The 14,550-nt window shown below is 62.5% G+C and carries 15 protein-coding genes, 1 tRNA gene and 1 rRNA gene; 8 read left to right on the top strand and 9 right to left on the bottom strand.

All coding sequences use genetic code 11. The features are described 5' to 3' along the window. Positions 1–28 precede the first annotated feature (28 nt). Positions 29–850: an aldo/keto reductase gene (locus LB520_RS26835; RefSeq protein WP_224639950.1), complete on the bottom strand. Its 822-nt coding sequence runs from the start codon at positions 848–850 to the stop codon at positions 29–31. A gap of 114 nt (positions 851–964) precedes the next feature. On the opposite strand from LB520_RS26835, the gene LB520_RS26830 reads away from it, so the two are divergent. Together LB520_RS26830 and LB520_RS26825 are read left to right on the top strand one after the other, a co-directional pair. After that, positions 965–2,536: an acyl CoA:acetate/3-ketoacid CoA transferase gene (locus LB520_RS26830; protein ID WP_224639949.1), complete on the top strand. Its 1,572-nt coding sequence runs from the start codon at positions 965–967 to the stop codon at positions 2,534–2,536. Further along, on the top strand, positions 2,533–3,303 hold the full coding sequence (locus LB520_RS26825; protein WP_224639948.1) for an enoyl-CoA hydratase/isomerase family protein: 771 nt from the start codon (positions 2,533–2,535) through the stop codon (positions 3,301–3,303). The genes LB520_RS26830 and LB520_RS26825 overlap by 4 nt, the downstream gene beginning before the upstream one ends. Before the next feature lie 109 nt (positions 3,304–3,412). Here the strand turns inward: LB520_RS26825 and LB520_RS26820 are convergent, their stop codons facing one another. From LB520_RS26820 to LB520_RS26805, 4 genes are read right to left on the bottom strand one after another with little or no spacing between them, the layout of a single operon-like run. Beyond that, positions 3,413–4,273 carry a sugar phosphate isomerase/epimerase family protein gene (locus LB520_RS26820; protein ID WP_224639947.1) on the bottom strand — a complete coding sequence of 287 codons (861 nt, stop codon included), beginning with the start codon at positions 4,271–4,273 and terminating at the stop codon, positions 3,413–3,415. A gap of 8 nt (positions 4,274–4,281) precedes the next feature. Continuing rightward, entirely contained in the window at positions 4,282–5,430 is a 1,149-nt protein-coding gene (locus tag LB520_RS26815) for a dihydrodipicolinate synthase family protein (RefSeq protein WP_224639946.1), read from the bottom strand. A 27-nt stretch (positions 5,431–5,457) separates the two neighbouring features. After that, the gene (locus LB520_RS26810; RefSeq protein WP_224639945.1) at positions 5,458–6,240 is read right to left on the bottom strand and encodes a 3-ketoacyl-ACP reductase; all 783 of its coding nucleotides are present in this window, start codon (positions 6,238–6,240) and stop codon (positions 5,458–5,460) included. Continuing rightward, positions 6,237–7,382: an acyl-CoA dehydrogenase family protein gene (locus LB520_RS26805; protein WP_224639944.1), complete on the bottom strand. Its 1,146-nt coding sequence runs from the start codon at positions 7,380–7,382 to the stop codon at positions 6,237–6,239. The genes LB520_RS26810 and LB520_RS26805 overlap by 4 nt, the downstream gene beginning before the upstream one ends. Positions 7,383–7,541: 159 nt before the next feature. On the opposite strand from LB520_RS26805, the gene LB520_RS26800 reads away from it, so the two are divergent. The 6 genes from LB520_RS26800 (at position 7,542) to xth (ending at position 12,510) form a co-directional block, all read left to right on the top strand. Then, on the top strand, positions 7,542–8,558 hold the full coding sequence (locus LB520_RS26800) for an aldo/keto reductase (protein WP_224639943.1): 1,017 nt from the start codon (positions 7,542–7,544) through the stop codon (positions 8,556–8,558). A 132-nt stretch (positions 8,559–8,690) separates the two neighbouring features. Then, positions 8,691–9,002, top strand: a complete 312-nt coding sequence (locus LB520_RS26795; protein WP_224639942.1) for a MaoC family dehydratase — start codon at positions 8,691–8,693, stop codon at positions 9,000–9,002. A gap of 239 nt (positions 9,003–9,241) precedes the next feature. Beyond that, a complete protein-coding gene (locus LB520_RS26790) occupies positions 9,242–9,574 on the top strand; it encodes a hypothetical protein (RefSeq protein ID WP_224639941.1) in 333 nt (110 codons plus the stop codon). Between the two features lie 655 nt (positions 9,575–10,229). Next, positions 10,230–10,985: a DUF4142 domain-containing protein gene (locus LB520_RS26785; protein WP_224606049.1), complete on the top strand. Its 756-nt coding sequence runs from the start codon at positions 10,230–10,232 to the stop codon at positions 10,983–10,985. A gap of 25 nt (positions 10,986–11,010) precedes the next feature. Next, positions 11,011–11,616 carry a general stress protein gene (locus tag LB520_RS26780; RefSeq protein WP_224611436.1) on the top strand — a complete coding sequence of 202 codons (606 nt, stop codon included), beginning with the start codon at positions 11,011–11,013 and terminating at the stop codon, positions 11,614–11,616. Positions 11,617–11,739: 123 nt separating this feature from the next. Further along, entirely contained in the window at positions 11,740–12,510 is a 771-nt protein-coding gene (gene xth / locus LB520_RS26775; RefSeq protein WP_224639940.1) for an exodeoxyribonuclease III, read from the top strand. A 198-nt stretch (positions 12,511–12,708) separates the two neighbouring features. Here xth and LB520_RS26770 read toward each other — a convergent pair whose 3' ends face one another. The 4 genes from LB520_RS26770 to rrf all read right to left on the bottom strand — a co-directional run bounded on the left by LB520_RS26770 (position 12,709) and on the right by rrf (position 14,404). Then, on the bottom strand, positions 12,709–12,924 hold the full coding sequence (locus LB520_RS26770) for a hypothetical protein (protein ID WP_224639975.1): 216 nt from the start codon (positions 12,922–12,924) through the stop codon (positions 12,709–12,711). A gap of 653 nt (positions 12,925–13,577) precedes the next feature. Further along, positions 13,578–13,796, bottom strand: a complete 219-nt coding sequence (locus LB520_RS26760) for a hypothetical protein (protein ID WP_224582684.1) — start codon at positions 13,794–13,796, stop codon at positions 13,578–13,580. Positions 13,797–13,998: 202 nt separating this feature from the next. Further along, positions 13,999–14,075 (bottom strand) — tRNA-Met (locus tag LB520_RS26755). A 214-nt stretch (positions 14,076–14,289) separates the two neighbouring features. Beyond that, positions 14,290–14,404 (bottom strand): 5S ribosomal RNA (rrf, locus tag LB520_RS26750). Positions 14,405–14,550 lie beyond the last annotated feature (146 nt).

The following is a 14,550-nucleotide window of genomic DNA, read 5'->3' as shown; positions in this document are numbered from 1 at the left end:
CCTCGGATCACTCTTGGTGATCGCGCGCTCAGGCGTCGAAATCCGGCGCATAGGGGATCAGCCGCTTGCCGACAACGCGATAACCGACGGCATTCATGGCGTCGATGCGGCCCATGTCGATACTCGACAAGGTGAAGTCCATCACCTCGAAATTGGAGCGGATGTTGTCCGGCTTGGTGGACATCGTGTTGATCGGCAAACCCTTCTGCAGGATCCAGCGCAGCACGACCTGGGCGGCGGACTTGCCGTATGTGGCGCCGATATCGGCGAAAAGCGGATGCTTGAAGACCTCGCCGCGCGCGACCGAGCAGTAGGATGACAGCGGGATTCCCGTTTCACTCGCGGCCGCCAGCAGCTTGCGCTGGTCGAGAAGCGGATGGAATTCCACCTGATTGGTCACGAGCGGCACGCTGGTGATCTGCCTCGCCTGGCGCATCATCGCCGCTGTGTAGTTCGAAACGCCGATGGTGCTGGCGAAACCCCGCTCCTGCGCTTCCTGAAGCAGTTCCAGTGAGAGCCTGATGTCGCCTCCCGGCGTCGGCCAGTGAAGCAAAAGGATATCGACACGATCCAACCTCAGATCCCGCAAGGACTGTTCGACCGACGGCATGAACCGTTCCGGCGAGAAGTTCTCCACGTTGACCTTTGTCGTGATGCAGAGCTCGCCCCTGGCTATGCCGCTCTCGGCCAAGGCCAGTCCCGTGTCGACTTCATTGCCATAGGCCTGAGCCGTGTCGAACGCACGGTAACCCGCATCGATCGCAGCCGCGATAGCAGCGCGCAGCGTATCCCCCTTAAGAGGGAAAGTTCCAAACATCCGCTGGTTCGTCTTCTGAAACATGATGTTCATCGAAATCCTCCCGCTGATTGCCGCCGGCGCCGTGCTTGCCTTGCAAGCCGCAGGCGGCTATATCACGTTTATAACTATCTAGTTACTTATTGCCAAGCCTTATGGAGAGGAAGCGTGAGCAAGGTCAGGTCCGCAGCGGAGGCTGTCACCGCGATAGGCGACGGAGCGGTGGTAGCGGTCAATTCGTCGTCCGGTCTGCTTTGCCCGGATGCCGTGCTGGAAGCCCTTGGCAAACGTTTCGCGGCCGAAGGGGCGCCGCGCAACATCACCACCATCCATCCGATTGCCGCCGGCGACATGTTCGGCACCAAGGGGGTCGATCACATCGCCCTGCCGGGCTTGATCGGCCGCATCATCGGCGGCTCGTATCCCTCAGGACCGACCAACGCCGAGTCCCCGCTGATCTGGCAGCGTATCCTTGCCGAGGATGTGGCGGCCTGGAACTTCCCCTCCGGGATCGTGTTCGACATGCTGCGTGAGGGCGCGGCGCAGCGTCCGGGTGTGTTGACCAAGGTCGGCATGGAGACATTTGTCGATCCGATGCTCGAGGGCGGAGCCATGAACGCTTCGGCCCGGAAGGCGCCGATCGTGCGGCGCGTCGAATTCAACGGCGAGACCTGGCTTCACTTCCCTCCCCTCCGGCCGGATGTGGCGATCATCCGCGCGACTACCGCCGACGAGAAGGGAAACCTCACCTTCGAGCAGGAAGGCGCGACGCTTGGCGCCATGGAAATGGCGCTTGCGGCGCGCAACTGCGGCGGCATCGTCATTGCCCAGGTCAAGCGCGTCGCGGCTCAGGGCACGCTGCGGCCGCATGATGTGCATGTGCCCGGTATCCTGGTGGATTTCATCGTCGCGGCGCCGGACCAGCTGCAGACCACGGCGACCGCTTATGACCCGGCCATATCGGGAGAACTGTTCCGGCCGCTGCACACATTCCGTACCCCGGAATACAATGTCTCCAAGGTCATCGCGCGTCGCGTCGCGCAGGAGCTTCGAGCGGGCTGGGCAGTCAATATCGGCTTCGGAATCTCGGCCAACGTGCCTCGCATCCTGATCGAAGAGGGCCTGCACGGCGCCGTCACCTGGGTGATCGAACAAGGGCCGGTGGGCGGCGTGCCTCTGCTCGATTTCAAGTTCGGCTGCGCCTCGAACGCGGAAGCCTTTGTCGCCTCCCCGCACCTTTTTGCCTACTTCCAGGCCGGAGGCTTCGACTGCTCCTTGCTGTCGTTCCTCGAGATCGACTCCGACGGATCCGTCAACGTCTCGCGTCTTTCCTCGACGCCGCATCGCACCGCCGGCGCAGGCGGCTTCGTGGACATCACCTCGCGAGCGCGCAAGATCGTGTTCTCCGGCAACTTCAACGCCGGCGCGAAGATGCGGCTGGAGAATGGCAAGCTGGTCATCGACAAGGAAGGTAAGGTCGCCAAGATCGTCCCGAAGGTGGACCAGGTCAGCTTCTCAGGCGCGCGCGCCGTCAGCCAGGGCCAGGACGTCACCTATGTCACGGAAAGATGCGTCATCCGCCTGACCGCCGACGGCCTGGTCGTCACCGAGATAGCCCCCGGGCTCGACCTGGAACGCGACATCCTGCGGCAGGCGGCGGCTCCTCTGGCGGTCTCGCCCGAACTGAAGCTGATGGACGCAGCGTTGTTCCTCGAACAGCCGATAGGATTGCGGCTGTGAGCGATCCCCGTCTCGACCTCAGCTTCGACGGAGCGGTCGCGCGAGTGACCATCCGCCGGCCTGAGAAGCTCAACGCCCTCGATGCCGCGATGGTCGATGCGCTCGTGCCGCTGTGCAGGGCGGTGGAGCGTTCCGCGGCCAAGGTGCTGATCCTGACCGGCGAGGGCGAGAAGTCGTTCTGCGCGGGCGGCGACGTCGCCGCCTGGAGCGCGCTCGACCCGGCGGAGTTCGCGCGCCACTGGATCCGCGACGGCCATGCCGGCTTCGACGCTCTTGCCAGGCTCTCCCAACCGGTCATTGCCGTCCTCAACGGCCATTGCCTTGGCGGAGGCCTGGAGCTCGCGGCCTGCGCTGACTATCGGATCGCCGAGAGCCACGCCCGCATCGGCCTGCCTGAAACCGGTCTCGGGATGATACCGGGTTGGTCGGGCACCCAGCGCACGGTTCGCCGTTTCAGCACCCAGTTGATCCGCCGCATGTCGCTCTTCGGCGAGGTCTATTCCGCCGACGAGGCCTTGAGATTGTCGCTTGTCGACAAGGTCGTCGGCAAGGGTGACGGCCTCGCGGCGGCCGAGGAACTTGCAGCTATCGTCGCAGGCCGGTCCGCTACCGCCACGGAGCTCGCCAAGATGCTCATCAACGCTGCCGAAGGCGAGGAACGGGAGCGTGTCCTGGATGCGTTTGCCGGACGTATCGCCGCCGGCAGCGACGACCTACGGGCGGGCCTGGCTGCCTTCCGGGAAAAGGGCCTCCGGTCGAGAGACTGATCCCGGGACCGATCTGAACGCGGTAGCAGTCTGTTTCGCAGGGTGGCTGACCGCTGAACAGGGGATCCCGCATGGCTGCGAGCGCTACCCGGCTGTCCAGCTTCTGTCTTCACCAAACGGAGCGGAAGCGCTCCACGCAGGCGTCCAGCACGTCCCCGGGGTCACGCTTCCACCAGTTCTGCGCCGAGAACACCTCCACCTCGCACGGCCCGTCGTAGCCGGCCGCTTCCACCGCCGCGCGGATCGCCTTTAGGTCGGCCACGCCATCTCCCATCATGCCGCGGTCGAGCAGCACGTCTCGTGTCTGCGCCAGCCAGTCGCACAGGTGACAGCCGAAAATGCGTTTCGGCCCGGCCCGCAGCAGTTCGCCGGCCAGAGTGCGATCCCACCAGACATGGTAGACGTCGACGGCGACGCCAACATTGGGCGCATCAATGGCAAGGCAAAGATCGACTGCGTCGCGCATCGTCACCAGGCAGGAGCGGTCGCCACCATAAACCGGATGCAGCGGCTCGAGAGCCAGGCGAACGTTGCTGGCCGCCGCGTACGCGGCGGCTTCGGCGACACGATCCGCGACCAGCTTGAGGCTCTCGCCGATGCCTTTCGTTCCCGGCTCGACCCCGCCGCAAACGATGGTCAGGACAGGCGCGCCGAGACCGGCGGCCATGTCGATTGCGTCGCGGAAATCGTCCATGATCGCCGCGCGGCCAGGCAGCGCCAGCGGGCCGGTGAGGTAAGGCGCGCGGCACAGGCCGACGACACTCAGGCCGGCCGCGCGAACCCGCTCGCCGATTTCGACGGCACGGCCGCCGATTTCGCGACGCCAAAAGACAATGCCGCGTATGCCGCGCTCCGCGCATGCATCGACGACTCGCTCGATAGGCCAGCCCGCCCCGTGCCCGTCCAGATTATGGCCGAGCGTCGCCGTATTGAGCGCCAGCGCGGAATGGTTCGTCGTGAAGTCGCGCATGTTTCCGGTCAGAGCCCATAAAGGGCAAGCAGCTTGCGCATGCGTGCGGCCGCCAGCTCGGGATTCGCCAGGAGGCCGCATCCGTCGGCCAGCTTGAACACCTCCACGAAATAGGGCAGCGGCCGCATCGACTGGGCGCCTCCCAGCATGATGAAATGATCCTGGAACCCGTTCAGCCAGGCGAGGAATACGACTCCCGTCTTGTAATATTGGGTGGGCGCACGAAAGATTAGGCGCGCGAGCGGCACGGTTGGATCCAGCGCGGCGTGGAAGCCTTGGGTATCGCCTCGGCCGAGCCGATCGATGGCGTAGGCGGCGGCCGGCGCCAAGGGATCGAAGATACCAAGCAGAGCGTGCGAGAACCCCTGCCCGTCGCCCGCGATCAGCTCCGGATAATTGAAGTCGTCGCCGGTATACATCTTCACGCCGGCGGGCAGACGGCGGCGCATTGCGATTTCCTTCTCGTTGTCGAGGAGCGAAATCTTGATGCCGTCGATCCTAGCGGTGTTGTTTCCGATAATAGCCAAGACCGTCTCGAGCGCGTCCTCGAACCGGTCGGCTCCCCAATAACCCTTGAGCGCCGGATCGAACATCTCTCCCAGCCAGTGCAGGATCACCGGCCTGTCGCAGCGCGCGAGCACATCGCCATAGACCGAAACATAGTCCTCGGGCGAACGCGCCACTGCCGCCAATGCCCGGCTGGCCATGACGATCAATCTGCCGCCGACCTTCTGGATGGCCTCGATCTGCTCGAAATAGGCTCGGCGAACATCGTCGAGCGTGCGTGCATCGGCCGGTCCGAGCTGATCGGTGCCGGCGCCGTTGAAGACGAGCGCGTCGGGCAGCTCGCTCCTGGTCCTGCGGATCAGCTCCAAGGCCGAAGGCCAGTCAAGGGCCATGCCACGCTGCGCGGTGTCCATCGCCTCGGCGATGCCAAGGCCGAGGCCGTTGAGGTGACGTCTGAATGCCATCGTGGCCTTCCAGTCGATGGTGGCGGGGCCGCCGGGATCGCTGAAGCTGAAAGGATCCGCCACAACATGGGCGGCCGACAGCACGGTACGTGGCGCATCGAGGGACAATCGCGCGGCCGGAATCGTCTTGCCCTGAAGCCGGTAGTCGGAAAGTCTGCCCGTGTTATCCGGCAGTTGGATGATCATGGCGTTCTCCTGACGATACGCCCGCGGTCAGAACCGCGGCACCAGCATGCCCGCGTCGACGGCAATGACATGGCCGGTCGTATAGGGCAGCTCGCCAGTGGCGAGCGTCGCCATGACGCGGCCGACATCTTCCGGCTTGCCGAGGCGGCGGATCAATGTCAGCCCCTCCTCGTCGATGCGGCGCTGGTAAGTCTCGCTGACCGGTTTGGTCATGGCCGTTTCGATCAGGCCAGGCCTGATGTCGTAGACGGCGATGTTCTCGCGGCCGAGGCGGACGGCGAAGACCTGGCTGACCATCGCGGACCCGGCCTTGGACACGCAATATTCGGCGCGCGGCTCCGCCACCGCGGTGGCATTGGAGGAAGAGACATTGATCAGGCTGTAGAAGCGGCCGTCATCGCGCTTGCGGGCGAGCAGCCGCCTGGCCCAACGCTGCGACAGGAAGAACTGCGCCTTCGTGTTGATTGCCTGGCAGCGGTCGTAGCTCTCCTCCGTGACGTCGAGCGGGTCGCCGCGCGAGATGACCGACACGCCGGCATTATTGATCAACGTCGACAGAGGACCGATGGCGGTCTCGGCGGCTTCGAGCATGCTTTCGTGGCCGCCGAGATCGGCAACGTCGCCCGCGACACGCGCGACCGGAACGCCGAGCGCAGCGACGGCGGCTCCGGCGACTTTCAATTCCTCATCGTCGGCCGGGCCGTTGAGCGCCACGCCGAACCCGCGCCGGGCGAGCTCCAATGCCACCGCAAGCCCGATGCCGCGGCTCGATCCGGTGACGAAGGCCGCATGACGCGATCCGGCACTCACGCCCGGGCTCCATGCTTGAGGAGCTCGCGCGCGATGATCATGCGCTGGATCTGGTTGGTGCCTTCATAGATCTGGGTGATCTTGGCGTCCCGATAGAGGCGCTCGACTTCGAAGCCGCGTATGTAGCCGGAACCGCCGAAGACCTGCACGGCATCGGCGGTGCGCGCCACGGCTATGTCTCCCGCGAAGCATTTGGCGATCGAGCAAGCCTTGGTTGCATTCTCCCCCGCGTCGATCTTCTCGGCGGCGCTGCGCACGAGCAGGCGGGCCGCTTCGATGTCCTTCGCCATGTCGGCAAGCAGCCATTGCACGCCTTGGAAATCGACAATCGGCTTTCCGAACTGACGCCGCTGCTGGGCATAGTCGACCGCCGCCTCGAGCCCCGCCTGCGCGATGCCGACGGCCAGCGAGGCGATACCGACACGCCCCTTGTCGAGCACACTCATCATCATGTGGAAGCCGCGCCCCTCTTCGCCCAGCAGCGCGTCGGGACCCAGGACGACATCGTTGAAATTGAGCGCACCCACCTGGCTGGCCCGCTGCCCCATCTTATGTTCCTTCGGCCCGCGCTCTATTCCCCTGGCGTGCAGGTCGACGATGAAGATCGACATGCCGCGATTGCCCGCATCCTTGTCGGTGCGCGCCAGCACGAAACCGACGTCGGCAACCGGCGCGTTGTGGATCCAGATCTTGCCGCCGTTCAGCCGCCATCCATTCCCGTCGCGCGTCGCGGTGGTGCGTATCCCGGAAACGTCGGTCCCAGCTTCCGGCTCGGTGATGCAGTAGGCCGCCTTCTTCTCGGCGCGCATGGCCGGGCCCAGCCACTGCTGCCGCTGCGCCTCGCTGCCATGCTGAACAAGCAAGGTGCTGATCAGCTCGACAAGGCCGCATTGATCGGCGACGGACGCATAGCCGCGCGACAGTTCTTCCATCACCAGCGCATAGGTAAGCGTATCGAAGCCGGGACCGCCCATGGCCTCCGGAACGCCGATGCCGAAGAGACCGAGCTCGCCCATCTGCTCATATATCTCGCCAGGAAAGCGCTCATCTCGATCAAGCGCCTCGGCAACTGGACGAATGACATCCTCGGCAAACTGGCGCGCCATCTCGCGCACCTGCTGCTGCGTTTCGCTCAGCGGCACGGCCGACCTCCCTATGTAACTATCTGGTTACTCCTACGCTGGAATCGTCGGCGGCGTCAAGCGGCGGACTTCGCAGCGCTATGCGTTGCCGTTACAAGTGCTTGCCGCATCACATGATCTTAAATATAAATAACTAGTTGGTTACTCAGGGAGGATATCATGAAGCCGTCTGACAAGCGCGTATTCGGCCGGTCCGGCCTCAACGTTACGGCCTTCGCGTTCGGAACCGCTCCTATCGGCAATTTCCTTCAGCCCATAGACGAGCAGACCGCGGATGCCATGGTTCAGACCGCGTGGGACGCAGGCATACGTTTCTACGACACGGCGCCGATGTACGGCCACGGCCTTTCGGAACTGCGGGCCGGGCATTCGTTGCGCTGGAAGAAGCGCGACGAGTTCGTCCTCGCCAGCAAGGTGGGCCGGGTGCTGAAGCCCGCGAAGCGCTCCGAGATCGACTTCGCGCCGTGGTCGAATGCCGCGCCGAACACCATGAATTTCGATTATTCCTACGACGGCACCATGCGGTCGTTCGAAGATTCGCTGCAGCGCCTGGCGCTTGAACACATCGATATGCTGTTCATCCATGACATAGATCGGTTCACCCGTGGCGACGAGCAGCCGGAAATTTTCCGGCAGGCGATGGATGGCTGTTGGCGGGCATTGGAGAAACTGCGCTCCGAAGGCGTCGTGAAGGCGATCGGCGTCGGGGTCAACGAATGGCAGGTTTGCCACGAGGCGCTGAAGCAGCGCGACTTCGACTGCTTCCTGCTGGCGGGCCGCTATACGCTGCTCGAACAGGAAGCCCTCGACGAGTTCCTGCCGCTTTGCGTCGAGCGCGGCGCGGCGGTGCTGGTCGGCGGGGGCTTCAATTCCGGCATCCTGGCGACGGGCGCCGTTCCCGGCGCCAAGTACAATTATTCACCGGCGCCAAAGCCCGTCATGGAGAAAGTGGCGAAGATCGAGGAGGTCTGCCGCGCGCATGGCGTGCCGCTGCCGGCCGCCGCCTTGCAGTTCGTGGTGGCGCATCCGGCCATCCCGTCCTTCTGCGCCGGCACTCGCACCGTCCAGCAACTCGAGCAGAACCTTGCCTGGTTCAGTTACCCGATCCCCGGCGAGTTCTGGCAAGACCTGAAGAAGAACGGGCTGTTGCGGGACGACGCGCCGGTGCCGGCATGAGTGTCGACGTCCGAGGGAAATCGCTCGCAGGCCTCGGGTTGAGCTACGAGGACGTGGAGATCGGCGACCATTTCGAAACGCCTTCCACAGAAGTGACCGCGGCCGTCATAGAAGCGTTCGCGGAAATGACCGGTGACCGGTTCGAAAATCCATATGAGCGACGAGGCGGCACATCGGCACGGCTTCCCGGCGCGTGTGGCGCATGGCCTGCTTGTGCTGTCTCTTGTCGACGGGAACAATGCCGTCGCCCGATTCCGAGTCGTGGCCTCGCTCGGCTGGAGCTGGAGGTTTTCAGCCCCGGTGCTCGCCGGTGACATCATCAAAGCCGAGGTGACGGTCGCCGAAAAGCGGACCATTCGCAACCCGGCCCGCGCGATTGTTCGTCTGCGGTTCGTCGTTTGCAATCAGCGGGACGGACCGTACAGGAAGGCGAGAACGATTTAATGATTTATCGACGTGACATGGCTTGAGAGAATTCGCTCCTGCCTCCCAGAGAGGCGAGGCACGCTGTCTGCTTTCACGCCGAGGCCGGGTGGTCGGGCGGTAACTAAGCCATTCTGAACGCCGGATCGCCCTTAAACGCAAGTACCGCCCCGGGGTTAGACCTAGACGGTTATAGATTTATGATAGAATTGGTTGCGGGGACACGCACACCCGGCGCGAGCATCGCTCGGACTCAAAGCTTGCACGCCACCTACCCGAACGACCACGTCGCCGGCGTCGACCCTGTATCGGCCCTCATTATTGACCCGAACGGGGTCCCCGTTGATCTGGACAAGGTAGTCAACCGGTGGAACCGGGTCGACTACGATCGTTATGGAGGGCATCCTTTCGATCTGCAACGAGACGAGCTCTGGTTTGAGTGTGCTGGCGACAGTGGCGAATTGGTTGGAATCGTACCAGGCAAATCGCACTTCGCCTTCGCTATCATTCCCCGCGGCTTTACGGAAAAGTCGCCAGCATTCTGGATTGCTTCCGCGACCTTCGAAGTGCTGTTCACATCCATACCGGCGTAGGTCGCTGTCGCACTGAAGTTCGTCGCGATAGCCCTCAGGACCGCCTTGCGTGCTGACGGCGCCACCACCTCGCCGGTTCGCATTTCCCATGCCGTGATCTGGGCCTCGTAGCTAAATTCTTCCATCAGATCCGCCGCCCCAAAGGCGGGCGCAAGGCATGTAAAAACCAAGCATACAGCTGTCGCGAATCTTGCTCTTGTCATCAGAGTGTCAGGTCGCCGTAGAGAACGCGGCGCACATGACCGACTTCGAAGCGGCGAAAGTCGCCGATTTGATTTGCGATTTCTATTACGAGATCACCTAGCTTCGGGGCGTGCTTAGCCGCCCCGCAGCACGCGCCAGATATCGGACCAATAGGCCGTGATCAGGGAAGCCAGAGCCGCAGCCGGCAATCGGATCGCCAGCATCGCGAGCAGTTGCACCGGATCAGCAAGAGCCTGTCGATACCGGCGACAGCATGATGCAGAGCGCAGCAGCTTCCTCAGACGCGCGGCAGACGGGCCCGCCGCGAGGAACCTGCCTCTTCCACACAGCCGGTCCGAATGTCGCCGCCGGTGAAAGAGGCGCTCTCGCCACCAACCCGAAATCGTGTGGCGGCCGGAACAAAGGGGTCTGGCGCTTGTTGAGTGACACCCATTCAGCAAGGAACTTATCGATGAAACACCGCCTTCTAATGACAGCGCTGTCCACCTGCGCGGTCCTGACATTTGCCGTGCCGTCCTATGCCGCCGATAAAGCTCAGGACTTCGTCGACAAGGCCGCCGCCGGAGGCATGTTCGAGGTCGAGTCGAGCAAGATCGCACAAGGCAAGGCTCAGGATGAGGCAGTCAAAGATTTCGCGCAGAAGATGATCGACGATCACGGCGCGGCAAACGCCAAGCTGGAGACGATCGCCGGCGAGCAGAAACTGAAGGTGCCTGCCCAGACGGACGCCGCGCACAAGAGCGAACTCGACACCCTGAACACCGGCAAGGACGCATTCGACAAGTCTTACGTGCAGATGCAGCGCGACGCACATGCTGACGCTGTGAAGCTGTTCGAAGGCTACGCCAAGGACGGCGACAATGCTCAGCTCAAGACATTCGCGCAGCAGACGTTGCCGACGCTCAAGATGCATCAGGAAATGATCGAAAAGATCGCATCCGGCACCAGCGACAAGTCTTCCACGACGAGCTCGACGACGCCCGCGGTGTCCACGAGCGACACCAATAATCCGGCCGCGCCCGTGCCTGGCGCCAACAGCTTCACCGAAGCGCAGGCGAAATCGCGGATTCAGGATGCCGGCTTCTCCAATGTCAGCGCGCTGACGAAGGACGACCAAGGCATCTGGCGCGGCACCGCCCAGAAAGACGGAAAGCAGGTGACCGTAGCGCTCGATTTCCAAGGCAACGTGGTTGCCGGCGCTCAATAACCGAACTCAGAAATGGAGTGAAACAATGACCACTGTCACCGGACTTTTCGATGACTATCAGGACGCCTCCGACGCCGTGAGCGAATTGGAAGCCATTGGCGTGCCGCGAGACGACATCAGCATCGTGGCCAACAATTCCGACAATTGGTATCGACAGGACGAGACTTCAGAAGCCGGCGAAGATGCCGCCGCTGGTGCCGGCCTGGGAGCGCTCGTCGGCGGCGCGGGCGGCCTGCTCACGGGGCTCGGGATCATGGCGATCCCCGGTGTCGGGCCCGTTGTGGCCGCAGGCTGGCTCGCTGCTACGGCTGTCGGCGCGGTTGGCGGCGCTGTGGTGGGCGGCGCCGCAGGCGGCATAGTAGGGGCGCTGACTGAATCTGGCGTTTCGGAACGTGATGCACATGTCTACGCCGAGGGCGTGCGCCGCGGAGGCAGTCTGGTGACTGCCAGAGTGGATGATCGGCTTGCCGGCGAGGCTGAACGGATCCTGCGAGGAGAGCGTTCCGTCAATCTCGACGAGAGGCGTAGCGCTTACGAGGCCGGCGGCTGGACAGGGTTCGACGCCAACGCAGAGCCCTATGATGACATCGAAGCGGAACGCGATCGCGTTCGCCGAACCACACCGCTCTAAAGATACGGCCCCGTCGAAGTCTCGACGGGGCCATTTCTTCGCGGCAGGAGCGGGCACCTAAGCATTTGTGATTATCGGACCGGCTAGAGCAATATTCAGGCGACGCCAGCAGGAATCGAGGGGATGACCCGGATCGCGACCTTCAACGTCAACAGGGTCAATGGCCGCCTGCCGGTGCTTTTGAAATGGCTTGGCGAGACCGACTATGACGTGGTCTGCCTTCAGGAACTGAAAACGTCGGACGACAAATTTCCCTTCGAGGCGATTCGGGACCTCGGCTACAGTGCGATCTGGCATGGCCAGAAATCCTACAATGGCGTGGCTATACTGGCGCGTGGCAGGGATCCGGTCGAGCGCCGTCGCGGCTTACCGGGCGATCCTGACGATACCCACAGCCGCTATCTCGAGGCGGAGATCGACGGTCTCATCGTCGGCTGCATATACCTCCCTAACGGCAATCCGGCGCCAGGGCCCAAATTCGATTACAAGCTTCGTTGGTTCGAGCGTCTCGTCGACTACAGCAAATCGCTACTAGGCGAGCGCACGGTGCTTTGTGGTGACTACAACGTCGTCCCCACCGAGATAGACGCCGTAGTACCTCGCCGCTGGTTGGGCGACGCCGTCTTCTTCCCCGAAAGCAGGAAAGCCTATGCCCGCATGCTGAGCTTGGGCTGGGTGGATGCGATCCGTCGGATCAATCCAGACAAGGGCATATACACCTACTGGAACTTTTTCTATCGCGGCGGCTACGACCGAAGCTCAGGCCTGCGGATGGACCATCTGCTCGTAAGCCCATGCCTTGCGGAGAGCATTCTGGCCGCGGGTGTCGATGTCGAGACCCGTGGATGGGAAAAGCCGAGCGATCACGCACCCGCCTGGATCGACGTCGGTTAAGACCGTTTGCCCAATCGTTCCCCAAGGCCTAACGCGAACCCGCCCCCAACCAGCGGATGAACTCTGCATCCTTCCCGGTGATTTCCTTCACCGCCTTCAAGAGGGCTTCGTGTAGATCACCCATGGCGCGGTAGTGGGCGCATTGCATCGATATCAGCGGACTAACGATACTCTTATCCGCATGAGTGTTGTTGCTCGTCAGTGCGCGGTTGTTGGTGGGCCGATCTTCAGCAGGCGACGCTTGGCCGCCTTCGCGCGCGCTTGCCCGTTTCGGATGCGGCAGCATAGCGCAATGCCCACAGCGATTCCATGGTTGTCGTCGAGCATGGCCGTCGCTTGCTTCAGCGACTGGTCAGCTCGCTTTGCGTGCTGCCGGGCAGCCGCCATTTCGAGAACCACAAGTTCGACCGTCATCCCGTTTCCTCCGCGGGTTTGGTCCCTTCAAAAACCAATCGGCGCCAGGGCGTTTTGTTCCTGCGACGGTCCGGCGCAGCCGTGGTCACAGCAGCCCCACCGGGGGAAGGTGTTTGGCTGCAGCCCTTGGGCGCCGACACCGCTCCGGGCAAAAACGGTCGCAAAACCACGTTGATCGTTTGATCGCTCAATGTGGTCATGGCTCGCGGCAACTAATTCTGCGCTCGAGAGCCATGCGGGTTCCGCTCCATCGTTGCATAGGGGCAACCTGCCCCGTGTCGGAGCACGCCGGCTGATGGTGGCGATATTTGGTCCGATCATCGCCCGCCGACTGGGCGATCGCCTGGTCCAGTGCGCCCAAGCTGGGATATATCCGCACTGGCAGACCTGTGGGCTGCGACGCCACGCCACCTTCGGAGACGGTCGTACGATCGTATCGGGACAGGCGCATTCGCGAGCTCCGAATGGACCATAGCAGGTAGGATAATGGGACCTCAGTCCTCATTGCAGCACGAGCGATTATCGAACAGCTTTTACTTACCGCCGAGTTTGAAACCACGTCCCCCCGGAATAGGTGTCGGCGGCTAGGCCCGGCTCGCATAATCCTGTGTCACCCTCGATCTGCGAGCCGGGCTTTGCGCCGAAGCAGTTCATCATTTGGCAAAATCCTTTGGCGGCTCCTCCGCAATGCTGAATTCGTGGACGGTGCCTTCGCGTTCGTCGACAACCCGAAACCAGTGCTCTTGCAACGCCTTGGTGGAGATCGCCTTTCCCGTCAGGGTCTCTGCGGCGCTGAGCGCATCAGGTGCCTCTGCAGATGTCGTGGCAACGATGCGTTCGCCATAGATCTCTTCGATTTGAAAGCGCGCCATCGGAAACCTCCTGAATCCAATGGCAACGCTCCCCGAAAGAGAAGGTTCAAGGTCCAATTAAGATCAGCGGAACCTAATATGCGGCTCCCACTTATGGAAAAATGAGCACACGGCGCCAGGCGCGCCGCGGCAATTGCTTGCCCCTTCAAACGCAAAAAGCCGTCCCGGTTAGACCGGGACGGTAATTGATTTATGATAAAATTGGTTGCGGGGACAGGATTTGAACCTGTGACCTTCAGGTTATGAGCCTGACGAGCTACCGGGCTGCTCCACCCCGCGTCAACCACGAGCAAGCGTTTGCTTGCGACTACGAGCAAGCGTTTGCTTGCGTCCTTGGAGGTAAGTTTGATCTTACCTGATTCAAGAGCCGCCAAATGAAAGGGCCGCTTGCGCGGCCCAGGCTCCCGTTTGGCGGGCCTTAAGATCGTAGAGAGAAGATTGTCTTCATCCGGATCCTGTGGATCTGGAAGTGAGGTGAACGTGCGCTTTGCAGACCTGGCAGCGACCTACTCTCCCGCGTCTTGAGACGAAGTACCATCAGCGCTGGAGCGTTTCACGGCCGAGTTCGGAATGGGATCGGGTGCAGCCGCTCCGCCATAACCACCAGGTCGGCAAAACGCATGTTCAAATCGAGAAGCTGTTTTCTGTGCCGGCGACAATCCTTCGGATTGCGCCTTGATGGATATAAGTAATGAGAACGATCAAGCCTATCGAACTATTAGTACCGGTAAGCTTCAAGCGTTGCCGCTCTTCC

This window comes from Mesorhizobium sp. CA12, assembly GCF_020165255.1.
Taxonomy (GTDB): Bacteria; Pseudomonadota; Alphaproteobacteria; order Rhizobiales; family Rhizobiaceae; genus Mesorhizobium.
The sequence above is the reverse complement of the archived record's forward strand: the minus strand, read 5'-3'. Positions and strand labels throughout refer to the sequence as shown.